Raw genomic sequence first — 21,735 nt, forward strand, 5'->3', positions numbered from 1 at the left:
CATGGAGTGGACGACTGCCTGCCCGGACTGGGAGGCACGGATCGTCGCCGGCCAGTCGCTGATACCCTTCAAGCCGCTGTTTCTGGATGAGGCCGAGGCCGCGCTTGAGGTGTTCAAGGCGCTGAAGGTCGTCGACCTGCCAGGCCAGCCGACTTTCGGGGAGTGCTGCGATCAATGGGTGTTCGACTTCGTCGCCGCCATCTTTGGCGCCTACGATGCCGAGCGCGGGAAGCAGCTGATCCGGGAGTTCTTCCTGCTGATCAGCAAGAAGAACACGAAATCGACTATCGCTGCCGGCATCATGCTGACGGCGCTCATCTTGAACTGGCGGCATGACGAAGAGCTGCTGATTATCGCGCCGACGATCGAGGTCGCGGCGAACAGCTTCAAGCCCGCCGCCGGCATGGTTCGGGCTGATCCAGAGCTCAGCGAGTTGCTCCATGTCCAGGACCACATCCGGACCATCACTCACCGCGTGAACAGCGCGGCGCTAAAAGTGGTGGCGGCCGACACAGACACGGTATCGGGCAAGAAGTCCGGGAAGATCCTGATCGACGAGCTATGGGTATTCGGCAAGCGTGCGAATGCCGATGCGATGCTTATGGAGGCCACGGGCGGCCAGATCTCCCGGGACGAAGGATTCGTGATCCTGCTGTCGACGCAGAGCGACGAGCCGCCGGCCGGCGTGTTTGAAGAGAAACTGACCTACTACCGGGATGTTCGTGACGGAGTGGTCAATGATCGCAAGTCGCTGGGGATCCTGTACGAGTTCCCCGAGGCCATGGTCAAGAGCAAGGCCTACCTTCAGCCGGACAACTTCTACGTCACGAACCCCAACATGGGGCGGTCGGTGAGCCGGGAGTGGCTGGAAGACGAACTGGCGAAGAACCTCCGCAAGGATGAGGGAAGTCAGCGGAAGTTCCTGGCCAAGCACCTGAACATCCAGATCGGCATGAACCTGCGGGCGAACCGCTGGGCAGGCGCCGATCACTGGGAAGGACGGGGTGACAGGAAGCTCACCCTCGACGAACTGCTTCGCAGAAGCGAAGTAGTGGTGGCTGGGATCGACGGCGGGGGACTGGATGACCTGCTTGGTCTGAGCCTGATCGGGCGAGAGCGTGTCACCCGGAAGTGGCTGCACTGGGCCCATGCCTGGGCGCACAAGATTGTGCTCGAGCGCCGGAAGGACATTGTCAGCGTGCTGAATGACTTCGCCGCGGATGGGGATCTGACCATCGTGCAGCTTCCAGGTGAGGATGTGCGGGATGTCGCCGACATCATCTGCCGGGTGCGTGATGCCGGCTTGCTGCCTGAAAAGCAGGCCATCGGCGTGGACGCTGCCGGTATCGGCGACATCGTCGATGAGCTCACAACAGACGAGCGCGGCATAGCCATGGAGCGGATTGCTTCTGTGTCACAGGGGTGGCGCCTGAACGGTGCGATCAAGACTACAGAGCGGAAGGTTGCCGGCGGCGAGTTCATTCACGGGGACTCTCGACTGATGGCTTGGTGTGTGGGCAACGCCAAGACCGTGCAGGTGGGTAATGCCATTGCGATCAACAAGCAGATCAGCGGCACGGCCAAGATTGACCCGCTGATGGCGACCTTCGACGCGGCAGCGCTGATGGCGCTAAACCCTGAAGGCTCTGGTGATATCCAGGGCTTCTTTGATAACCCGATCATGGTAGGAATCTGATGGCCGACAAGAAACCGGGCCGGGTGAAGGCTGCGTTGCAAAACTGGCTCGGGGTTCCCATCGGCCTGAAGGACGGCGCGTTTTGGCAAGAGTGGTTCGGCAGTTCTGCATCTGGGAAGCACGTATCGGTCGACAAAGCCATGCAGCTGTCCACGGTGTGGGCGTGTGTGAGGCTGCTGTCCGAATCCGTCTCCACGCTGCCGCTCAAGCTTTACCGGCGCCTGCCCGACGGATCGCGCGAGGTTGCCAAAGACCACCCACTGTTTCGCGTGCTGTGCCGCATCCCGAACGCCGAGATGACCCCGCAGCGCTTCATGCTGCTGGTGGTGGCGAGCATTTGCCTGCGAGGCAATGCATTCGTCGAGAAGAAGATGATCGGCAGCAGGGTCATTGCCCTGGTACCGCTTCTGCCCCAGTGCATGAGGGTGAAGCGGCAGGACAACGGACGCCTGAAATACACCTACACCGAGAATGGCGTAGAGCGCGACATTCCCGAGAAGAACCTGATGCACATCCGCGGCTTTGGCCTGGACGGGGTGTGCGGGATGCTTCCGGTCACCACGGGGCGCGAGATCTTCGGCTCGGCTATGGCGATAGAGGAGGCTGCGGCGAAGGTGTTCGCGCAGGGAATGCAGGCGTCTGGGATCCTGAGCAGTGATGCCAAGATCACGCCGCAGCAGCGCGAGCAGTTGCGGGCCAGTATGCAGGCGTTCATGGGCTCAAAGAACGCCGGCAAGATCATGGTGGCGGAGGCCGGCTTCAAGTACCAGGGCATCACGATGAACCCTGAGGCTGCACAGATGTTGGAGTCCAGGTCTTTCGGTATCGAGGAAATGTGCCGCTGGTTCCGCGTCCCGCCGTTCATGGTCGGCCACATGGACAAGCAGTCCAGCTGGGCTGCCTCGGTTGAGGCGCAGAACCTTCACTTCCTCACCAACAGCCTGCGGCCGCTGCTGGTCAACATCGAGCAGGAGATTGCCCGCTGCCTGATAGGCGAGGCTGATGCAGACGACTACTACGCTGAGTTCGCGGTCGAGGGCTTGCTGCGTGCAGACAACTCGGGCCGCGCAGCCTGGTACAACACGGCCCTGCAAAATGGCTGGATGTCTCGCAACGAGGTGCGCAGGCTGGAGAACTATCCGCCGATCCCGGGTGGCGATACATACACAGTTCAATCTGCACTTGTTCCCCTGGAGGAGCTCGGCAAGCCAACTGCAGGTGTATCGCCGGCGGCCTCGGCATTCATGCTTCGCCTGGTATCGGCGCGCAACAACGACGACCGAGAGGCCATCAACAAAGCCGTCGAACTGGCGTCCCAGGCTCTGGAAGCCGGAAACCCTGACGGCCCAATGATGGCCCACGCGCTGATATCGATGCCGCTGCTCAAAGCGGCCTGACCTGGAGCACCCCATGACTCTCAAGACACTACCGGCAGCGCCGGCGGTGCGGCCGCACGCGCGCGTCGAATCCGATCTACTGCCCAAAGCTATGGAGCGCTGGAATCCAGCGATTAAGGCCGCAGCTGGTGACGACTCCACCACTATCACCATGTACGACCCGATCGGTATGGACTGGTGGACGGGGGAGGGCGTCACCGCCAAGCGCGTCAGTGCTGCACTTCGCAGCATTGGCGACAAAGACATCACTGTGAAGATCAATAGCCCGGGGGGCGATGTTTTCGAAGGCTTGGCGATCTACAACCTACTGCGCGAGCACAAGGGCAAGGTAACCGTGCAGGTGCTTGGCCTAGCCGCCTCGGCAGCATCGTTCATTGCCATGGCCGGCGATGAAATCCAGATCGCCAGAGCCGGCTTCATGATGATCCACAACGCCTGGACCATCGCCGCTGGCGACCGAAACGACTTCACCGAAGTCGCCGACTTCCTCGACCAGATCGACGCAACCCTGGCTGACATCTACTCCGTCAGGACGGGCGATGATGCCGCAGCGATGCGCACCCTGATGGACGTTGAGACCTGGATGGGTGGCAGTGCGGCCGTCGATGCCGGCTTTGCTGACGGATTGCTCGCATCGGATGCGGCTCAGGAGGATCCCCAGGCAGTTGCACCTCAGCAGGTCGCAGCGCGGCGTCTGGACACGATCCTGGCAAAGCAGGGCATGCCTCGCTCCGAGCGCCGATCCCTGATTCAAGAACTCAAAGGGGGTACGCCTGGCGCTGCTCCCTCCGGTACGCGCAGCGCTGCCGACACCTCGGCCGATCTGGCCAATCACTTTGCCGAGCTACAGGCCGCCATGACGCGGTTCTCGGCAGCAGCTATCAAGTAACCGGAGAAGATCCCATGGCAGACAATACCGCTGACCTGTTGAAGCAGGTATCCGCCGAACTGAAGCAGGCTACCAGCGATTTCAGCAAGCAGGCCGAGAACGCCTTGGCAGAGGCCAAGAAGGCCGGCAGCCTGTCCGAAGAAACCAAGAACGCCGTCGACGAATTGGCTACCAAGTTCAACAGCCTGACCGAAGCTGAGAAGCAACTTAAGGCCCAACTGGGCGAGCTCGAGCAAGAGTTCGCGCGCCTGCCAGCTCCAGGGGTCCCGCAGGCGCAGGACAGCCTCGGCGGCGTGGTTATCAAAAGCGAAGCGCTGAAGCAGTTCGCGGCCAGCCTCGAGGGAGGCAAGCGCGTCAACATTCCTGTCAGCGCCGCCCTGCTGTCCACCGACGTTCAGCCCGGCATCGTCGAGCCTCAGCGACTGCCCGGTATCGACACCGCTCCGAAGCAGCGTCTGTTTATCCGCGACCTGATCGCCCCTGGCCGTACCACTGCGCCGGCCATCTTCTGGGTGCAGCAGACCGGTTTCACCAACGCCGCCAAGGTCGTGGCCGAGGGCACCGCCAAGCCATACTCGAGCATCGAGTTCGCTTCGAAGCTCACCGCGGTTTCGACCATCGCCCACATGTTCAAGGCCTCTAAGCAGATTTTGGACGACTTCGCCCAACTGGGTTCGACCATCGACGTCGAAATGCGCTACGGCCTCAAGTACGTCGAGGAACAGGAGATCCTGTTCGGTGACGGCACCGGTGTACATCTGCACGGCATCGTTCCACAAGCCTCGAAATATGTGCCGGCGTTCGAGGTTGAGAACCGTTCGGGTATCGACGACCTCCGTCTGGCGATGTTGCAGGCTCAACTGGCGCGTCTGCCAGCCTCTGGTCACGTTCTGCACTTCATGGACTGGGCGAAGATCGAGCTGACCAAGGACGAGCTTGGCCGCTACATCCTCGCCAACCCGCTGGGCCTGGCTGGCCCGGTACTTTGGGGCCTGCCTGTCGTGGCTACCGAAGTCGCTGCTTTCATTGGCAAGTTCCTGACTGGCGCGTTCCAGACCGGCGCTCAGTTGTTCGACCGTGAAGACGCCAACGTGGTCATCTCGACCGAGAACGCCGACGACTTCGAGAAGAACCTGATCTCGATCCGCTGTGAAGAGCGTGCGGCCCTGGCGGTGAAGCGTCCTGAGGCATTCATCTTCGGTGACTTCGCAGCGCCGGTCGTCCCGTAACCCTGAGCGAGGGCCGCCCGAGCGGCGGCCCCTGGAGGCATTCATGAAACTGAAAACCCTGAAACCTCTGTACTTGGGCGGCCAGACGCTGGTTGCGGGCATGCCCTTCGAAACTATCGAGCAGCACGGACGCCAGTTGATCCAGAAGGGCTATGCCGAACTGGACGACTCGGAGGGCGAGGTGGTGGTGACCATTTCGCAAGAAGACGCAGTAGGCTCGGGCGTCCTGACTACCGGCAGCTTGGGTGCCGTCACCTTGCCCATCGCCCCACCAGTCGAGGCCTTCAAGGCGAAGCACAAGGGCGCCGGCAAGTGGGCCGTGGTGGATGCTGAAGGCACCCAGGTCGGCGAGCTCTTCGAAAGCCAGGAGGAGGCTGACACCGAGGCTGAGCGACTGATCGCAGCTATCAAGCCAGAGACGACCAAGGAGTGACCCATGTCAGTCATCGCCATCGATCTGGCCATGAATCATCTACGGGCCGATCCGGAGGACCAGGTGCTGGTCCAGGCGCAGCTCGAGGCGGCGGAAGGGGTGGTAATGAAATTCCTCAACCGCTGCGTCTATATCGACCAGTTGGCTCTTGATGATGCCCGCATGGGAGTTGCGACGGGAATGCAGCAAGCCAAGTCGGCACATGTCGAAGCGGTCGCGGTGGCCGAGCAGGAGCAGGATCTTGCTATTCGCCGCCGCCTGCTCGAGCACGCCCGCCAAACCCTGGCCGATGCTTATGATCATGCCGACGCTATCGCCTACGGGATGGTTCTCAACTCGACGATCCAGGCTGCCTGCCTGCTAAAGCTAGGACATCTGTTTGCCAACCGCGAGGAGGTGGTCACGGGGACCATCGCCACCGAACTGCCGCTGGCGTCGCAGCACCTGCTGATGCCCTATCGCATCCGGATGGGTGTCTGATGCGCGCCGGGCCATTGCGGCACCATTGCATGCGCCGCGGCTTCGTTGAAGGAAAGGACGCCCTGGGTCAGCCGTCCAAGGTATGGGGTGACCTCGGGCCGATCTGGGCGGAGATCAACATCCCTTCTGGCCGGATGTATGAGGCCGCATCCCAGATGCAGGTCCAGGTGAGCGCCGAGATCAACATCCGGTACCGCAAGGACGTGGTCGCCGGCCAGCACCTGGTTCACCAGGGGATCACCTACGAGATCATCGCGCCGCTGCCGACCAACCAGCGGGACATGCTCAAACTCATGTGCAAGACGGTGAAATCATGAGCGCAACCATCAGTGTCGTCGGCCTGGGCGAGCTGCAGGCCGACTTCGACAAGCTGGCCAAGGCGGTGGGCAACAAGATCGTCAGGGATGCTGTGATGGATGGCGCCCGCGTTGCGGCCAAGGCAACTCAGCAAGCTGCCCCGGTCCGGACTGGCAAGCTGAAGAAGAACATCAAGGCGACCCGGGTCAAGCAGAGCGAGACGCCTGGCGCTGCCACCGCCGGAGTGCGGGTGATGGCCCCGAAGGGGAAAACCGTCAGCCAGCGCAAGCGTAAAGGCAAGCGCGGCCAGGAGACGAAAACGGAGTATGAAGCCCCGTTCTACTGGCGCTTCCTTGAATACGGCACGTCCAAGATGCCCGCCGCGCCGTTCATTCGCCCGACCTGGGACGCGAACCTGCAGAAGATCGAAAAAGCCACCGCCGACAAGCTCGCCGAAGGCATCGACAAGGCCATCACCGGGTAGACCCCATGATCGAGAAAGCCCTTATCGACCGGCTCACGCCTCTGGTCGACGGGCGAGTGTTCTTCGGCGTTGCGCCGGCGGACGCCGCCCAGCCGCGCCTGGTGATCCAGATCATCGGCGGGCAAGCCGGAATCACCCTTGCAGGGCCGGATGGATTCCGCGACGCAACTATCCAGCTCGACGCCTGGGGCACCACCTACCTCGAAGCGCTCACCCTCGCGGAACTGGCTCTTGATGCCATGACCAGCGATGGCGACGACTTCACCACCGGCAGCGCCGAGCGATTGCCGGATGAATTCGAAAATGACACCAAGCTCTTCAGCGTCCGCTGGGAGTACACCCTGCAACCATAGGAGGCCCCATGGCCGCGCAGAACCCTACCAAAGCCAAGTTCGTGAAGACGCAGGGTACCCAGCTCAGCGTGTCGACGACTACCACCACCGACCCTGCCGACGCGGACCTGCAATGGGCGGATCTGTCGGTGACCATCAAGCAGCCGCAGTTCCAGGGCGGCCAGTCGGACGAAATCGAGGTCACCACTCTGGCCAGCGAGGCCAAGGAGTTTACTGTCGGCCTGGCCGATAACGGGACCTTCAGCATGTCCGGCAACTGGAAAGCCGACGACGCCGCACAGACCGTGCTCCGCAACGCCCGTGATGACGGTGAGCCGCGGGCCTTCAAGTCCGTGTTCAAGGATGGCACCTCGTCGACCTTCCTCGGCCTGGTCACCCAGTACACCTGGGACGCCGCGCCCAACGGCACCGTCAATGGCACGTTCAACGTACGCATCACCGGTACCGTGGCCTTCAACAACGCGCCGGTGGTGCCGTAATGGCGCGCGCCAAGTCCGCCGAGGGCGGCATCCGCGCGAAGGCCCTGGACCCTCTTTGCAACTTCAAGCACGAGACGGTCGACGTTCCGGAGTGGCAGGCATCGGTCATCGTCCGCGCAATGAGCGCCGGCGACTGGCTGGACTACCGGCAGCGGACCACCAAGCTGGTCGCCGCGGCCCGGAAGGCTGCGGGGCTTGAGGTAGCCGTCGAAGAAGGAGCCGAGCTGCAGGGCATCGACCTGCCGGCAGCCCAGCTCTACGCGCTCATTCTCGTGCGAACCCTGTTCGAGGCCTCCGGTGAGCGCGTCTTCTCCGACGAGGATATCCCTACCGTCGCCGCAGCCTTCAGCCCAGTGCATGACCGCCTGGTGGCCAAGGCCTTCGATCTCAGCGCCGCGTCCGACGAGGGCGGGCCGGAGGCAGTTGCGGGAAACGACTGACGGAGGAGCCGGATCTGGCCTTCATGCTGGCGCTGGCCCTCCGTCTCGGGAAAACCCTGCATGAGCTGCGCGACACGATGTCGGCTGAAGAGCTGCACCTCTGGAAGGCCTTCAACCGGGAATCCCCGATCAGCGATGTCCGCGGCGATGTCCAGGCCGCGATCGTTGCTGCCTCGGCCTTCCAGGCGCAGGGCGCGAAAGTGTCCGCGCTCGATCTGCTTCCGAAGTGGACTGACCCTGAGCCCGATCCAGTCGCAGAAGTGGAGTCGGGAGAGGAACTCCTGAAGTCCTTCCTGATGGGCAAGTCCGTCGAACCAAAGTCACCCGATTAACTGGAGCACCTCCATGGCATCAGGCCAAACGCTGCGCTCGCTGATCGTCAGCGTTTCGGCTGAAACCGGCGCGTATCAACGAGAAATGGCTCGCGCCTCGCGCATGGGCAGCAACTATCTGCGCACCATCACCGAGGGCAACCAGCGGTCCGTTACCAGCTGGCGGTCCCAGCAGTCCGCGATCGAGGCGCAAACTTCTGCGCTCCAGTCGCTCACCGCTGGCGCCGGCGAATATGCGCGAGCCATGGCCGCAGCACTAGCAGCTGGAAGCCTGGTCACCATGGCTGACGCTTGGGGCTCCGTGAATGCTCGTCTCAGGATGGCGTCGACCAGCCAGGCTGACTTCCTGGGCAACCAGAAAGCGATCTTCGACATTTCGCAGAAGACGGGCACGGCATTCGCCGCCAATGCCAACATGTTCTCGCGGTCATCCGCATCCATGCGTGAATTTGGATACTCGTCGGCGGACGCCCTTAGCATCACCGAGGTTCTCGCTACCGGACTTCAGTTGTCGGGCGCTAATGCCGAGGAAACCACCTCCACGATTACCCAGTTTTCTCAGGCGCTTGCAGCTGGCGTGCTGAGGGGTGAAGAGTTCAACACGGTGAACACCAGCGCAGACAGGGTGATACGTGCTCTTGCTGCTGGAATGGGCGTGCAGCGCAAAGCTCTGAAGGGGATGGCTGACGATGGCAAGCTGACAATCGACAAGGTCGTGCCGGCACTGATCAGCCAGCTCGGCGTTCTGCGCGATGAATACAAGCAAATGCCGAACTCTGTCGCCTCTGGCTTCACCACCCTGAAGAACGCCATGGAGGCGTGGCTGGGCGGGATGAACGGCGCCACGGGCACGACTACCTCTCTCTCCGCCGCCCTGACGCTTGCGGCTGAAAACTTTGATTTGCTTGCGGCCGCCGCCGGAGCTGCAGCAGTTGCATATGGAGCCAAGCGGTCACTGGAGGTCGTCGGCGCCCTCCGGGAGCAGGTGATCGCCTCTCGGGCGGCAGCTGCAGCAGAAGTAGGTCGCACGGCTGCTCAGGTCGACGCCGCTGCAACTGCTCTGCGAGTTGCCCAGGCCGACGCCATCGCAGCTCAGCGTCGTGTTGCATTCTCCACCACTACGGCTGAAGCGGCTCTGGCGACAAGAGCATTAACTGCGGCGAAGCTTGCCGAGCTGGAGGCCACTCGGGCACTGACTGCGGCACAGGCCGCGAATACGGCAGCAGCTTCGCTCGGCGCCCGAGTTGGCGCCGGCCTTCTTTCGCTGCTGGGCGGCCCGATCGGCCTTGCTGCGCTCGTTGCCGGGACAGCGGCGAGTTTTCTGCTGTTCAGTTCAAACGCTAGCGCAGCCAACACCTCGGCAGCCGACCTCAGAACTCCGATTTCCGAACTGCGCAAGGAATGGGAGGCCCTCGGCAATGCACAGCGCCGCCCGATCTTGGACAAGCTCATCGCCGAGCAGGCAGCGGCCCAGCGAGAGGCAGCCGAGTTAGCCAAGCAGATGGAGGAGATCGTCAGGCCATCTGTTGGCGGCTACCTTTCCGGTGATCGGTTCCAGGCCAACCAGTACCAGCGATCAGCTGCAGCCACCAACTTCCGAAGAAGCGTGGCCGGCGGTATCGACATCGATCGCGCCACTCAGTCCGTCATCAGCTCAACCAAGCCTTACAAGGAGGTGCAGGCCGAGCTGGAGGGCATGGCAGGAAAGTACCAGCAGGTAATTGGGAAGGCCGGCCTCCTGGGCGACCAAATCAATGCGTTGAACGGCGTGATGGCATCCGCCGCCGATGGTGCCCAAGCAGTTAGCAAAAGCCTGAACAGCATCCAGCCTCCCAGCCCAGCGGTAACCACTGCCTGGGAGAAGCGCATTGAGGCGCTCGTAGAGCAGACGGCGAAACTCAAAGACCCCACCGAGCTCGGTGAGATCAACCGCCTGGCCGCCAAGGACAACCTTTCCCAGACAGCTGAGGGAAAGGCACTGCTCGCCAAGGCTCAGGCGGCGGCGGCAGCGAAGGATGCAGAGGAAAAGGCCAAGAAGTCCCGAGAGGATGCCGCGACCAAAGCCAAGCAGGCTGCTACCGCTGCGGCCCAGCAGGCCAAGCAGCTGAACGACAGCTACGAGCGGACACTTCGCTCGCTGCATGAGCAGGCTGACGTCCACGGCCAGAAAACCGAGCTGGCCAAGGTGGAGTTCGACACCACCAAGGGCACACTGAGCAAGCTGGATCAGGCGAAAAAGACAGAGCTCGAACGAGCGGCCATCGCCGTCGACCACCTCAACACCCAGAAGTCTTTCAAGGATCTGATGGGGGAGGTGCAGACCCAGGAGAACAGCCTGCTTGCTACGACCCGCAAGCGTTACGCGGAACTGGAGCGACTGAAGAAGCAGGGCGGGCTCTCTACGGAGCAATACGCTGAGGCCACCACATCAATCTCCAAGGCCTCGATTGAAAAGGCGCCCAAGTTCGATGGTCTTGATGCGTCAGTGACAGGAGCCTCCGGCGAACTGATCAAGACGGCCGAGGCCGAGGCGCAGTTGCGCAAATGGCATGGCCGCCAACTGCAGATGCAGTCCGAGCTGCTCGCCGAAGTGCTCGCAAACCAGGAGTCGACGAACGAGCAGCGGCTGGCGGCGGAGCAGCGCTATCTGGACCGTGTAACAGAGATCAACCAGACCAGCAGCAAGCGCCTTGCGTCCATTCAGGATTCTTACCGAGTGGCCGTTGTGAGCACCTTCAGCGAGCTGTCGGGGCAGGCTGCGGACATGGTCGGGAAGATCGCCGGCGAGCAGTCCGGTGCCTACAAAGCACTGTTCATTGCCCAGAAGGCGTTCGCGGTGGCCTCGATCATCATGAATGCCCAGATCGCCGCAGCCAAGGCGCCGGCTGAGCTGACTGTCCTGGGCGGCATCCCGGTGGGCGCTGCCCTGCTGGCCGCGGGGTATGCCAACGCCGGCATGGTCGCCGGCATGGCACTCGCGGGCTTCTCCGAAGGCGGCTACACCGGCCCTGGCGGCAAGCTCGAACCCAAGGGGGTCGTGCACGGCGGTGAAGTGGTGATCCGCAAGGAGGTCGTCGATCAACCCGGCATGAAGGATTACCTGGTCGGACTGAACAGAACCGGTCTGCGAGGCTACGCCACTGGCGGGTTCGTTGGGGGTGTCAGTGGCACGCCCCCTGTAACCGTGCCCAGCGTCTCCTCGGATGGCGCGGTCGGCGGTGCTCCGCAGATCAACATCAACATCAATAGCGACGGAACCGGCGGCTCAGTCGAGACGACCGCCGGATATGAGGCCATGGGCCAGGCCCTGCTCGCCACCGTGCGGGAAGAAATGCCCAAGGTCGCCCGCGGCGTGATCATCCGCGAGAAGGGCCAGAACGGCCTACTTGATCCCAGTAACAGGAGGAATGGCTGATGCTAGAGGAGTTCATTTGGTCGCCCCGGGTGGGCGCCTCCAGCGACACGCAGGCTGACGTGCTGGCGTCGCAGTACGGCAATGGCTACAGCCAGCGCCTTTCGGTCGGGATCAACAACCTGTCCAGCTCCTATCCGGTGTCCTTCACCGGTACCGAGCAGTACCTGAAGCCGATCCTGGAGTTCTTCCAGCGGCACAAGGGCGCAACCAGTTTCCTGTGGACGCCACCCATGCAGGATCAAGGTCGGTTCGTCACTACGGGAGGCTGGCAGACCACCAGCCACGGCCGCAAGCGCTTCACCCTCAGCACCAATTTCCAGCAGGTTTTCAGCCCATGATTACAGCAGATGACCAGAAGCTCGAACCCGGAGCCCTGATCCAGCTCATTGAGCTGGACGGGGAATCCCGAGGCATGGGCACGCTGCGTTACCACGCCCACCAGCAGGCCGACCCCATCTACTGGAAGGGGCAGGTCTACCAGCCCCGGCCTTTCGAGGTTGGCGGTTTCGGGCGTGGTGCCGAGGGCAATACCAGTTCGCCGATGCTGAAGCTCGGCAACCTGGATGGCGTCGTCACTGCGCTGTGCGTGAGGTTCCACCACCTGGTGGGCGTGAAGGTGACTGTTCGCGAGACGTACGCGAAGTACCTTGACGCCGCCAACTTCCCCGGCGGCAACCCGGATGCGAGCGACCAAGAGCGCACCAGCATCTCGTTCATCAACGTGCCGACCAGCATCGGCCGGCAAGAGATTGTCTTCGGGCTGGCGCCGCCGACCTCGGTGAAGGGGCAGATGCTGCCCGGCGGCCTGATCATGAATCGATGCGAATGGTGTCTCTGGGGCGAGTACCGCGGACCTGACTGCAACTACACCGGCGCCGCAATGTTCGATGCCGACGGCAACCAAGTCGACGACCCGGCCCTCGACCGGTGCGGCGGGCGGTTGAGCGACTGCAAGAAGCGCTTCGGCGAGAACAACCCCTTACCCTTCGGCGGCGTCCCCGGCGCCGGCCTGGTGTGACGATGAACAAGACCCTTCTGAAACAGGTACAGGCTCACGCTGCTGCAGAGCTGCCCCGCGAGGCCTGCGGCGTTGTGATCCGTGAGGGCGGTCGGCGGGTGTACGTGCCGTGCCGCAACGACGCCCAGACGCCCAGCGAGCACTTCATCATCAACCCGCAGGACCTGTGCGCGGCGGAGGATCGCGGCGAGGTGGTGGAGATCGTGCATAGCCACCCCAATGCCCTGGCGACCCCCAGCATGGCTGACCGCGTCAGCTGCGAGCTGCACGGCCTGCCATGGTTCATTCTCGGTTGGCCCGGCGGCGACACCACCACCCTGAAGCCGGAGGGCTACCAGGCGCCGCTGCTTGATCGGGAATTCCATCACGGGATCCTGGACTGCTACGCATTGGTTCGCGACTGGTACGCCCGGGAGTGGGCCATTGAACTGCCGAACTTCCCGCGCCGTGACGGCTGGTGGAATGAAGGCGAAAGCCTGTACGAGCGCTACTGCGAGGAGGCTGGCTTCTACCGGGTTACCGATCTGCGCAAGGGTGACCTGGTGGTAATGCAGATCGCCGCCGCTGGCGGGTCGATGCCGGCGGCGCCCAACCATGCCGGCGTGTACCTGGGTGACGGCCTGCTGGCCAGTGTCGCGGAACTTCACGCAGCGCCCGGGACGTTCCTGCACCACCGCTACGGCAAGCGCTCATCACGCGACGTTTACGGCGGCATGTGGGCGGAGCGTACCGTGATGATCCTTCGCCACCAGAAAGCCCCGGAGGTTGAGTGATGGCTATTTCGATGATGCTTCCGCCGTTGCCACCAGTGGTCACCGTGCGCCTCTATGGCGTGCTTGGGGCGCGCTTCGGGCGCCGGCACCGCCTTGCTGTTGGCTCCTGTGGCGAGGCCATTCACGCACTGTCGGTGATGATCCCGGGCTTCCGCCGGTTTCTGCGCCTGGGCCACGAGCGCGGCCTGGAGTTCGCGGTGTTCCGCGGCACGCAGAACCTGAAGGAGGGCGATCTGGAGATGCGCACCGGCGAGGCTGACGATATCCGCATTGCTCCGATCATTGTCGGCAGCAAGTCCGGCGGCCTCTTCGCAACCATTGCCGGTGCGGTCCTGATCGTTGTCGGCGCAATCACCCAGCAGTATTGGCTGGCAGCAATCGGCGCCGGGATGATGCTCGGTGGGATCGCCATGAATATGGCGCCGTCCACGACCGGCCTGCTGGGCGAAGAAAGTGACGGCAACAAATCGTCATATGCCTTCGGCGGGGCGGTCACAACCACCGCGCAAGGCCGTTGCAAACCGCTTCTTTACGGGGAGCGCGATGTGGGCGGTGCCTTGGCTTCGGCCGGCATCTACGCCGAGGACCAGGCGTAGCAACAACAATTTCTCAAGCCGCCTCCGGGCGGCTTTTTCGTTTCTGGGGGAAGCATGGGCGCAGCAGTTCAGATGGACATCGGGGGAGGAAAGGGTGGCGAGAGCAAGCCGCATACGCCATACAAAGCCCCGGATACCGCGCTGTCGATTGCGACCGCGAAAATGCTCTACATCATAAGCGAGGGCGAGATTGCAGGTCCGGTGAACGATGGTCGTTCGTACAAGCTGGACGGTACGCCGCTGATCGGTCCTGACGGCAGCGAGGCTTTCCCAGGCACAACATGGGAGTTCCGCAGCGGGTCGGTCGACCAGGAGCACATTGCTGGCTTCCCGGCTGCCGAATACGAGCAGTCCAGCGGGCTGCCGGTCGAGCTGCGCTCCGATTCCCCCTGGACGCGCGCGATCACCAACCGCGACCTCTCGGCCGTACGTGTCCGCTTGTCCTGGCCGCAGATCTTCCAAATCCAGAGCAATGGGGATCAGGTCGGCTACCGCATCGATTACGCAATTGAGCTTTCGGTGAATGGCGGCGCGTTCAGCACCGTTCTCAGCGCAACGCTCGCAGACAAAGGAACCACCGAATACGAGCGAAGCCACCGTATTGATCTTCCGCCCGACTTCACCAGTGCCGTCCTTCGCGTGCGCCGCATAACCCCAAACCGCAACGACCCCGCAAGTTTCGCGGACACAATGCGGGTGAAGGCGCTGACAGAGGTCGTCGATGCCAAGCTGCGCTACCCGAACCTCGCGCTTGCCGCTCTGCAGTACGACGCCGCTCAGTTCTCCAATATCCCCAAGTTCAGCCTGCTGTGCCGCGGACGCATCATCAAGGTGCCGAGCAACTACGATCCCTCGACCCGGCTCTACACCGGGAGTTGGGATGGCACCTTCAAGCTGGCCTATTCCAACAATCCGGCCTGGGTCTGGTATGACCTTCTGCTGCATCGGCGTTACGGGCTCGGCCGCCGGATCACCGCCGACATGGTGGATCGCTGGACGCTCTACGAGATCGGCCGTTATTGCGACGTGATGGTCCCGGATGGGAAGGGCGGCGTGCAGCCGCGCATGACAACGAACGTCTACATCCAGGATCAGGCCGAGGGTTACGCGCTGTTGTCCGACCTCGCCAGCGTGTTCCGTGGCAGTAGTTGCTGGAACGGCTCGCAGGTGACCGTCATTGCCGACATCCCCGGCAATGACGACGGCTATGTGTTCACCCGCTCCAACATCATCGGCGAGTTTGATTACGGCGCCATCGCTTTGCCGGATCGGCATACCCGCGCGAAGGTGAGTTGGGACAACCCCGAGAACGAGTTCAAGACCGAGCCAGTGCCGGTCACCAATGAGGACATGATTGGTGTCCTCGGGCACCGGATGCTCGATGTTGCGAGGTTCGCTTGCACGGTAGAGGGTGAAGCGATTCGTCACGGCATCTGGGCATTGAAGTCCGAAGAGCTGGAGACCTGGACGGTACGTTTCACCACCGGGATGGAAGGCCGGAACATTGAGCCTGGCCAGATCATCAGTGTTGCCGACGAACTGCTCTCCGGTCGACCGAACGGAGGGCGGATCAGTGCTGCGACCGAGCGCGTGATCACGCTCGACATCGATGCCCAGGTGCAGCCGGAAGACCGGCTGGTCATCAACCTGCCCAGCGGTAAGGCCGAGGGGCGGATCGTCAAGTCTGTTTCCGGTCGGGCGGTCACGGTAATGGCCGATTATTCGGAGCTTCCGGAGGCCGAGTGTGCCTGGTCCGTCGAAAGCGCCGACTTGGCCGTGATGCGCTTTCGCGTTCAAACCATCGAGCCGAAGGGTATGCACCAGTGGGAGATCTCGGCCGTGCAGCATGAGCCGGGCAAGTTCGATGCGATTGATCACGGCGCGCGGGTAGACCCGCAGCCGATCACAATTCTCCCGCCTGGCGTCATCGAGCCGCCGGAGAGCGTTTCGATTGCATCGCGCAGTGTCGTATCTCAGGGGATCGCTGTCACGACCATGCGGGCGACCTGGCCGGCCGTGAAGGGCGCGATCTCGTACAACGTGGAATGGAGGAAGGACAGCGGCAGCTGGATCCCACTGCCACCCACCGGCACCCTCGGCGCCGAGGTCGAAGGGATCTACTCCGGCATATACCAAGTGCGCGTCGCCGCGGTCAGCGTGCTTGACGTTTCGTCCGTGTTCGCTACCAGCGCGCCGACCGAGCTGAAAGGCAAGGAGGGTCTGCCGCCGGCAGTTGCGTTCCTGCAAACCACGCCCCTGGTCTACGGCACCCGGCTGAACTGGGGCTTCCCCGCTGGCGCCGAAGACACGCAGCGTACCGAGATCTGGCAGAGCCAGACGACGAGTCGCGAAGATGCGCTCAAGCTTGGCGACTACGCCTATCCGCAAGCGGAGCACGAGCTGCACGGACTTCTGCCGGGCGCCTCGTTCTTCTACTGGGCGCGGCTGATCGATCGCTCTGGAAATATCGGACCCTGGTACCCGGAGGGTGTCGGTGTGAACGGCCAGGCAAGCTCGGACCAGTCGCTGTACGACGAGTACTTCCGCGACAAGATCGGCGCAAGCGCGCTGTACCAAGAGCTCCGCGATGAAATCGAGAAGATCTCCGGTGATGGTCCTGACTCCGTCAACGGCCGCATTGAGGAAGCCAAGCAGGAGCTGTACGAGCGAATCGACGAACTGACCGATGCGCTGGCGTACGACGAGTCCAAGGTCTACGCCATGGGCGACGTTGTGCGCGTGGGCCAGCGGCTGTTCCAAGCTCGCGCCGCGGTGCCGGCCGGCGCTGCGCCGCCGGACCCAGTCTACTGGTCGGATGTCGGCACGATCGCTCAGGCCGTGGATGCGTTGGCGATGCAGGTTCAGCAGCACACCGCTGCAATCGAGGAGCTGGACGGCAAGGTTACTGCGTCGGCCAGCCAACTGACCGCCCTCCAGGCAGCCTGGCGGGAAGACAGTGGCGAGGGCGACCTGCTCGATGCTCTGGACGCGGCACAATCGAAAGCGCGTTTCGCCCAGGAGGTGCGTGTGCGCGCGAGCGAGCATGAATCCACTGTCGCGCGGCTGACGACGCTTGATGCTGATGTTGCTGGAAACAAAGCCGGGCTGAGCACGCTCGAACAAGTCGTTGCTACGAACGAGCAGTCGACAGCCAGCAGCCTGAACCAGCTGACAACAGAGGTCGACGACAACACATCGCGCATTCAGCAAGTCAGCGAGTCGTTGTCCGATACCGATCAGGCGGTTGCATCGCTGCGCACATCAGTGGAGTCCGTCTACACCGCCGGGCGCGATGACACCGGGGAGGGTGACCTGACCGGCGCACTTGACGCGTGGCAGACGAAAGCGAAGTTTGCGACCGAGGTTCGGACCCTTGCTGATGCTGACCAGGCGCTGGCGCGCAAGTCGGAGTCGCTGGAAGTGTCCCTCGGCGATACCCGTGCTTCAGTGCAGCGGGTTGACCAGACCGTGTCCACAGTCGACGGCAAGGTCTCCTCGATGTCCACATGGAAGACCGAGACCAACGTCAACGGCAAGCGCGTGGCCACCGGGATTGTGCAGGGGAGTGACGGCGAGGTCGGAGAGATCATTCTTTCTGGCCAGCGCGTTGTGATCGTTGATGGCATCAATGGGGCCGAGGGGAATCTGTTCGTGTTCGAGAACGGCCGGCTTTTCCTCAATACCGCCCTCATCAACACATTGTTCGTCCAGCAAATCGTCGCCGGCATGTCGATCGTTTCCGAGGCGCTCAACTCGCAAGGGCAGCCGCTGCTTGAGCTGAACTTCAAGACCGGGCGCGTCGTGATCCGCGGGCAGGATGCCAACGGCTCGACCCTGATCAGCAATGGCCAGGTGAACACCTACTACCTCAGCGGCAACCCAGCTACGAAGATGGGGATCGGCATATGAGTACCGGATTTCTGGCGTTCGCCGAAGGCGGCGCCGTGATCACGGACATGACCATCCTCATCAGTCAGACCCAGGGTAGCGTTGTCACGGGCGGGCAGGACGGAAGTGCAACGCTTCCGCCGCTTCCCGCAGGGAGATCCCGCTTCTACATGGTCGTATCGCTTGTTGATATGAACCGGGAAAAGGGGAAAAGGCCCGGGGTAGCTATTTCCGGAAACAGCATGAGTTGGGCCTATTCATACAGTACCAACGGCTGGGGGTATTTCTCTGCGAACTGCCGGATCTATTACGGGTATTACTGATGGCCGGGAAATTTGTTGCGTACAGAGAGCAGGACCAACAGTCTTTGTTTGACACTGATTTGATCTGCTATGGATTGCGCAAGAGTGGCTATCTGAGGTTCATCGAGAATTGGCCGCAGAAGTATTTGCGTAGCTCACAGCTCGATCCAAACAACGGCGCGAACTGGTCAGACTATGCGGATCCGCGCGAGCCAATATATGGGATCACCCTGAGCAAGTGGTCGTCTCCGATTGCATTTCTTGTCGGGGATGGAAGTCCGTGCGGTGAGATGCTTGTTGCCGGTGAAAAGACGCTTCTATTTGTCGGCGCATCCGCATCAACAAAGGCATACGTGTTTGACCTGATGACTGACGAGGGGCCGATCACAGGCCTCAAGTGCTTCCGAGAAAACCCGTGGCAACTGACGTTCAACTCTGGAATGCCGCCGCTGAACATCATTGCATCCGTGGAAGCCCCGGCGCCGGGCGCCATTGTCTCGCCGGGCTGGGACTACCGATACACGGCCTACACCGGCGGCTACAACAGCATGATTGGCACCAACGGCGGTACGACTTATTTTCAAATGAAGTCGTATGTCGATGTGCCGGTCGCTGGCGGTGAACTTGCTGCTGCGATCACGTTCTCGCGCTCTGCAGTGTGCAGTGGTTCTGCTTCCGGAGCTGGGAGTCGAGAGTTCGGCAGTCAGGAGGGCGTCTGCGGATATGTCGGTGGTGTCCGCTTCATGTTCACTGTCGCGGCAGCAACAACTTCCGCAGTTGTTGCGGGGTCGCCATACAACTACTGGCGCGCAGTTCCAGCGCTTCTTCCTCGGGCTCTTGTAATTAGAACCGCCGGCCTACCATTTCCATTTAATTGAACGGAGCAAACTATGCCTTGGTATCGGGCAGGAACAGTCACGGCTACCGCCGGGCAAACAACGATCACCGGCGCCGGGACCAGCTTCGCGGCTAATGCGCGGGTCGGCGACGCACTCCAGGGGCCTGACGGGCGCTGGTACGAAGTGACGAACATCGCGAGCGCGACAGTGATGTCGATCCTGCCTGCGTACCAGGGCGCGACTGTTGCGGGTGGGTCATATGGCCTGGCCCCCATGCAGGGCTACGTAAAAGAGTCGGCAGACAGGCTTCGCGCGTTCGTCGAGCAGTTCGGCGGGACGCTCGCCCTGTTCGGTGGGGCGACAGATATCGTGACGCTGCGCGGCAACATCGGAGCAGCGAAGTCCGGAGCCAACAGTGACATCACGTCCCTGAGCGGCCTGACCACCCCCATCAGTCTGGCTCAGGGCGGCACAGACGGTGGCGTGAACGCAAACGGCAAGTACACGCGGTACCCGGACGGGTCGATGATCTGTGAAGGCTTCGTCGACCTGGGCTCCGTGTTGATCAACCGGTCCGCCGGGGCGATGTTCGTTTCGAACTATGTCTCAGGCGTGCCCTACCCGGCGGGTTTTACCGGCGTACCCGATTGCATCATTCAAATCATCCCCTCCGGCGGTACTGCGTGGGCAATCCCGTACAGCGCAGGGTCCGGCACAATGACCCCGGCGTTCTTCGTTCTGGCCCCTTCATCTGAAGCCCAGACGTTAACACTGAAATTCATCGCAAAAGGCAGGTGGCGCGCATGATCCTCAAGCTCTCTCCGATTCGTTCTGACATCTCTCTCGCAGTGGCAAAGTCTGGCGACGTGCTCACGATCAACGGTGTCGCGCTCGACTTCTCGCGGCTTGAGCCCGGGTCGACGCTTCCTGCGGCCGCCGTCGGCAGCGACTTCATCATCGCTCCGGTTGAGCGCACCGGTACCGGCCTGGTGATCACGCTGATGCTGCCCCATGGCGAGGCCGCCCCTGAAGCCGTTCGCTTCCCGGCCGACCTGGCTGCGGTTCCAGACGGCCAGGTGCGCCTGCCTACTGGCATCGTCGATATGCCGCCGCCGGTGCCCGGGGTGATCGATTGGTCGCAAGTCATCACCGCAGAAGCAAAGGCCAAGGCCGCGGCTGAGCAGCTGCTGGCGGTAGTGGTGGGCGACACCGCACAGCGTCGTGCCGCAGCGGACGCCGCTATCGCGCCGCTTCAGGATGCGGTCGACATCGACGAAGCCACCGAGGACGAGGCTTCGCTGCTGAAAGAGTGGAAGCGCTACCGCGTCGCGCTCAACCGCCTGCCTGAACAGCCCGGCTACCCCGCGGAGATCGACTGGCCAGCGCCGCCGGCCTGATCCGCACTCAACATACCGACCGCCACCTGGCGGTATTTTTTTGCCCGGAGAATCCCTATGACCGCGCGCGGCATTCGCAACAACAACCCCGGCAACATCGATTTCAATCCACGCAACAACTGGCAGGGCCAGCTCGGCGTCGAGCCCGGCGGCCGCTTCGCCGTCTTCGACAGTCCGGAGAACGGCATCCGCGCCCTGGGCAAGCTGCTGCTGAACTACCGGGGCAAGGACGGTATGGCCGGCGTAGGCAGGCCAGGCATCGACACCCCGCTGGAGTTCATCAGCCGTTGGGCGCCGGCCAGCGAGAACAACACCCTGGCCTATGCCCAGGCGATCGCAAAGCGCTTGGGGGTCGGGGTGCGGGAATCGATCGACATTTCCAGGCTGCAGGTGCTGCGAGAGGCCGTAGTCGGCATCATCGTTCACGAGAACGGCGGCAACCCCTACAGCGCCGCGGTGATCGACGAAGGCGTGCGGAGGGCGCTGGCATGATCTCCGGTCGAACTGCAGGGGCTGCGGTAACCCTGCTGCTGGTGCTGGGTTCGTACTGGGGCATCTATCAGCACGGGCGCGGAGTCGAGCGCGCAGCGTGGGAGAAGGCCTGGGCGGAGCGCGACGCCGCCGACAGCGACGCTCGGGCCCAGGCCGAGGCGCACGCCCGAGATGAAGAACAACGCCGCGCCGCGGCACAACAGAAGGTGAAGGAAGATGCACAGAAGGAACAGACGGCTGCTGATGCCGATGCTGCTGGCGCTGACGATGCTGGCCGGCGGCTGCGCGACGAAGCCAACAAGCTCGCCGCCGGCGTCGGTTGCCCCGGCACGGATACCGCAGCTGTCGCCCGAGGCAAGACAGCCACTGCCGCCGCAATGGTGCTCTCCGACTTGCTCCGCCGGGCTGACGAAAGAGCGGGAGAGCTGGCGGCAGCGTATGACCGAGCGCGAATAGCCGGCCTGGTTTGCGAGCGCAGTTACGATGCCTTGAGTCCGTGAGTTCGA

At 62.6% G+C, this 21,735-nt stretch carries 24 protein-coding genes; all 24 read left to right on the forward strand.

The annotated features are described in order from the left end of the window. Position 1: 1 nt before the first annotated feature. From V0R59_RS11840 to V0R59_RS11955, 24 genes are read left to right on the forward strand one after another with little or no spacing between them, the layout of a single operon-like run. Positions 2–1,696 carry a terminase large subunit gene (locus V0R59_RS11840; protein WP_330074479.1) on the forward strand — a complete coding sequence of 565 codons (1,695 nt, stop codon included), beginning with the start codon at positions 2–4 and terminating at the stop codon, positions 1,694–1,696. Further along, positions 1,696–3,093: a phage portal protein gene (locus V0R59_RS11845; RefSeq protein ID WP_375547357.1), complete on the forward strand. Its 1,398-nt coding sequence runs from the start codon at positions 1,696–1,698 to the stop codon at positions 3,091–3,093. Before V0R59_RS11840 ends, V0R59_RS11845 begins: the two co-directional genes overlap by 1 nt. A gap of 13 nt (positions 3,094–3,106) precedes the next feature. Beyond that, positions 3,107–3,982, forward strand: coding sequence for a head maturation protease, ClpP-related (locus V0R59_RS11850; RefSeq protein ID WP_330074480.1), 876 nt, complete (start codon positions 3,107–3,109; stop codon positions 3,980–3,982). A gap of 14 nt (positions 3,983–3,996) precedes the next feature. Further along, entirely contained in the window at positions 3,997–5,211 is a 1,215-nt protein-coding gene (locus V0R59_RS11855) for a phage major capsid protein (RefSeq protein ID WP_330074481.1), read from the forward strand. Positions 5,212–5,254: 43 nt separating this feature from the next. Further along, entirely contained in the window at positions 5,255–5,644 is a 390-nt protein-coding gene (locus tag V0R59_RS11860) for a hypothetical protein (RefSeq protein WP_330074482.1), read from the forward strand. A gap of 3 nt (positions 5,645–5,647) precedes the next feature. Next, entirely contained in the window at positions 5,648–6,124 is a 477-nt protein-coding gene (locus V0R59_RS11865) for a head-tail connector protein (RefSeq protein WP_330074483.1), read from the forward strand. Then, the gene (locus V0R59_RS11870) at positions 6,124–6,441 is read left to right on the forward strand and encodes a phage head closure protein (protein WP_416646990.1); all 318 of its coding nucleotides are present in this window, start codon (positions 6,124–6,126) and stop codon (positions 6,439–6,441) included. The genes V0R59_RS11865 and V0R59_RS11870 overlap by 1 nt, the downstream gene beginning before the upstream one ends. Continuing rightward, positions 6,438–6,905 carry an HK97-gp10 family putative phage morphogenesis protein gene (locus V0R59_RS11875; RefSeq protein WP_330074485.1) on the forward strand — a complete coding sequence of 156 codons (468 nt, stop codon included), beginning with the start codon at positions 6,438–6,440 and terminating at the stop codon, positions 6,903–6,905. Before V0R59_RS11870 ends, V0R59_RS11875 begins: the two co-directional genes overlap by 4 nt. A gap of 5 nt (positions 6,906–6,910) precedes the next feature. Next, entirely contained in the window at positions 6,911–7,258 is a 348-nt protein-coding gene (gp17, locus tag V0R59_RS11880) for a tail completion protein gp17 (protein ID WP_330074486.1), read from the forward strand. An 8-nt stretch (positions 7,259–7,266) separates the two neighbouring features. Then, positions 7,267–7,737 (forward strand): phage tail tube protein, encoded by a 471-nt coding sequence (locus V0R59_RS11885; RefSeq protein WP_330074487.1) that lies wholly within the window; start codon positions 7,267–7,269, stop codon positions 7,735–7,737. After that, positions 7,737–8,177, forward strand: coding sequence for a phage tail assembly chaperone (locus tag V0R59_RS11890; RefSeq protein ID WP_330074488.1), 441 nt, complete (start codon positions 7,737–7,739; stop codon positions 8,175–8,177). Before V0R59_RS11885 ends, V0R59_RS11890 begins: the two co-directional genes overlap by 1 nt. A gap of 23 nt (positions 8,178–8,200) precedes the next feature. After that, positions 8,201–8,509: a phage tail assembly protein T gene (locus tag V0R59_RS11895; protein WP_330074489.1), complete on the forward strand. Its 309-nt coding sequence runs from the start codon at positions 8,201–8,203 to the stop codon at positions 8,507–8,509. A gap of 13 nt (positions 8,510–8,522) precedes the next feature. After that, positions 8,523–11,924, forward strand: a complete 3,402-nt coding sequence (locus tag V0R59_RS11900; protein WP_330074490.1) for a tape measure protein — start codon at positions 8,523–8,525, stop codon at positions 11,922–11,924. Then, positions 11,924–12,262: a phage tail protein gene (locus V0R59_RS11905; protein ID WP_330074491.1), complete on the forward strand. Its 339-nt coding sequence runs from the start codon at positions 11,924–11,926 to the stop codon at positions 12,260–12,262. Before V0R59_RS11900 ends, V0R59_RS11905 begins: the two co-directional genes overlap by 1 nt. Continuing rightward, positions 12,259–12,942: a phage minor tail protein L gene (locus V0R59_RS11910; protein ID WP_330074492.1), complete on the forward strand. Its 684-nt coding sequence runs from the start codon at positions 12,259–12,261 to the stop codon at positions 12,940–12,942. Before V0R59_RS11905 ends, V0R59_RS11910 begins: the two co-directional genes overlap by 4 nt. A gap of 2 nt (positions 12,943–12,944) precedes the next feature. Continuing rightward, a complete protein-coding gene (locus V0R59_RS11915; RefSeq protein WP_375547358.1) occupies positions 12,945–13,715 on the forward strand; it encodes a C40 family peptidase in 771 nt (256 codons plus the stop codon). Then, on the forward strand, positions 13,715–14,311 hold the full coding sequence (locus tag V0R59_RS11920) for a tail assembly protein (RefSeq protein ID WP_330074494.1): 597 nt from the start codon (positions 13,715–13,717) through the stop codon (positions 14,309–14,311). Before V0R59_RS11915 ends, V0R59_RS11920 begins: the two co-directional genes overlap by 1 nt. 54 nt (positions 14,312–14,365) lie before the next feature. Further along, positions 14,366–18,220 carry a TipJ family phage tail tip protein gene (gene gpJ / locus V0R59_RS11925; protein ID WP_330074495.1) on the forward strand — a complete coding sequence of 1,285 codons (3,855 nt, stop codon included), beginning with the start codon at positions 14,366–14,368 and terminating at the stop codon, positions 18,218–18,220. Continuing rightward, the gene (locus tag V0R59_RS11930) at positions 18,217–18,522 is read left to right on the forward strand and encodes a hypothetical protein (protein ID WP_330074496.1); all 306 of its coding nucleotides are present in this window, start codon (positions 18,217–18,219) and stop codon (positions 18,520–18,522) included. The genes gpJ and V0R59_RS11930 overlap by 4 nt, the downstream gene beginning before the upstream one ends. Beyond that, entirely contained in the window at positions 18,522–19,379 is an 858-nt protein-coding gene (locus V0R59_RS11935; RefSeq protein ID WP_330074497.1) for a hypothetical protein, read from the forward strand. The genes V0R59_RS11930 and V0R59_RS11935 overlap by 1 nt, the downstream gene beginning before the upstream one ends. Before the next feature lie 12 nt (positions 19,380–19,391). After that, positions 19,392–20,147 (forward strand): phage tail protein, encoded by a 756-nt coding sequence (locus tag V0R59_RS11940; RefSeq protein WP_330074498.1) that lies wholly within the window; start codon positions 19,392–19,394, stop codon positions 20,145–20,147. Further along, positions 20,144–20,737, forward strand: coding sequence for a tail fiber assembly protein (locus V0R59_RS11945; RefSeq protein ID WP_330074499.1), 594 nt, complete (start codon positions 20,144–20,146; stop codon positions 20,735–20,737). The genes V0R59_RS11940 and V0R59_RS11945 overlap by 4 nt, the downstream gene beginning before the upstream one ends. Positions 20,738–20,794: 57 nt before the next feature. Next, positions 20,795–21,229: a structural protein P5 gene (locus V0R59_RS11950; protein WP_330074500.1), complete on the forward strand. Its 435-nt coding sequence runs from the start codon at positions 20,795–20,797 to the stop codon at positions 21,227–21,229. After that, on the forward strand, positions 21,226–21,729 hold the full coding sequence (locus V0R59_RS11955) for a DUF2514 domain-containing protein (protein WP_330074501.1): 504 nt from the start codon (positions 21,226–21,228) through the stop codon (positions 21,727–21,729). Before V0R59_RS11950 ends, V0R59_RS11955 begins: the two co-directional genes overlap by 4 nt. Positions 21,730–21,735: the final 6 nt, after the last annotated feature.

Origin of the sequence: Pseudomonas ulcerans (assembly GCF_036324125.1) — a bacterium.
Classification (GTDB): Bacteria; Pseudomonadota; Gammaproteobacteria; order Pseudomonadales; family Pseudomonadaceae; genus Aquipseudomonas; species Aquipseudomonas ulcerans.

Coding starts and splice junctions, on each gene's coding strand:
- gpJ (WP_330074495.1), top strand. CDS start 14,366: ATGGGCGCAGCAGTTCAGATGGACATCGGGGGAGGAAAGGGTGGCGAG.
- V0R59_RS11915 (WP_375547358.1), top strand. CDS start 12,945: ATGAACAAGACCCTTCTGAAACAGGTACAGGCTCACGCTGCTGCAGAG.
- V0R59_RS11950 (WP_330074500.1), top strand. CDS start 20,795: ATGACCGCGCGCGGCATTCGCAACAACAACCCCGGCAACATCGATTTC.
- V0R59_RS11850 (WP_330074480.1), top strand. CDS start 3,107: ATGACTCTCAAGACACTACCGGCAGCGCCGGCGGTGCGGCCGCACGCG.
- V0R59_RS11935 (WP_330074497.1), top strand. CDS start 18,522: ATGGCCGGGAAATTTGTTGCGTACAGAGAGCAGGACCAACAGTCTTTG.
- V0R59_RS11860 (WP_330074482.1), top strand. CDS start 5,255: ATGAAACTGAAAACCCTGAAACCTCTGTACTTGGGCGGCCAGACGCTG.
- V0R59_RS11895 (WP_330074489.1), top strand. CDS start 8,201: ATGCTGGCGCTGGCCCTCCGTCTCGGGAAAACCCTGCATGAGCTGCGC.
- V0R59_RS11855 (WP_330074481.1), top strand. CDS start 3,997: ATGGCAGACAATACCGCTGACCTGTTGAAGCAGGTATCCGCCGAACTG.
- V0R59_RS11900 (WP_330074490.1), top strand. CDS start 8,523: ATGGCATCAGGCCAAACGCTGCGCTCGCTGATCGTCAGCGTTTCGGCT.
- V0R59_RS11845 (WP_375547357.1), top strand. CDS start 1,696: ATGGCCGACAAGAAACCGGGCCGGGTGAAGGCTGCGTTGCAAAACTGG.
- V0R59_RS11920 (WP_330074494.1), top strand. CDS start 13,715: ATGGCTATTTCGATGATGCTTCCGCCGTTGCCACCAGTGGTCACCGTG.
- V0R59_RS11910 (WP_330074492.1), top strand. CDS start 12,259: ATGATTACAGCAGATGACCAGAAGCTCGAACCCGGAGCCCTGATCCAG.
- V0R59_RS11955 (WP_330074501.1), top strand. CDS start 21,226: ATGATCTCCGGTCGAACTGCAGGGGCTGCGGTAACCCTGCTGCTGGTG.
- V0R59_RS11945 (WP_330074499.1), top strand. CDS start 20,144: ATGATCCTCAAGCTCTCTCCGATTCGTTCTGACATCTCTCTCGCAGTG.
- V0R59_RS11940 (WP_330074498.1), top strand. CDS start 19,392: ATGCCTTGGTATCGGGCAGGAACAGTCACGGCTACCGCCGGGCAAACA.
- V0R59_RS11885 (WP_330074487.1), top strand. CDS start 7,267: ATGGCCGCGCAGAACCCTACCAAAGCCAAGTTCGTGAAGACGCAGGGT.
- V0R59_RS11890 (WP_330074488.1), top strand. CDS start 7,737: ATGGCGCGCGCCAAGTCCGCCGAGGGCGGCATCCGCGCGAAGGCCCTG.
- V0R59_RS11840 (WP_330074479.1), top strand. CDS start 2: ATGGAGTGGACGACTGCCTGCCCGGACTGGGAGGCACGGATCGTCGCC.
- V0R59_RS11905 (WP_330074491.1), top strand. CDS start 11,924: ATGCTAGAGGAGTTCATTTGGTCGCCCCGGGTGGGCGCCTCCAGCGAC.
- V0R59_RS11865 (WP_330074483.1), top strand. CDS start 5,648: ATGTCAGTCATCGCCATCGATCTGGCCATGAATCATCTACGGGCCGAT.
- gp17 (WP_330074486.1), top strand. CDS start 6,911: ATGATCGAGAAAGCCCTTATCGACCGGCTCACGCCTCTGGTCGACGGG.
- V0R59_RS11930 (WP_330074496.1), top strand. CDS start 18,217: ATGAGTACCGGATTTCTGGCGTTCGCCGAAGGCGGCGCCGTGATCACG.
- V0R59_RS11870 (WP_416646990.1), top strand. CDS start 6,124: ATGCGCGCCGGGCCATTGCGGCACCATTGCATGCGCCGCGGCTTCGTT.
- V0R59_RS11875 (WP_330074485.1), top strand. CDS start 6,438: ATGAGCGCAACCATCAGTGTCGTCGGCCTGGGCGAGCTGCAGGCCGAC.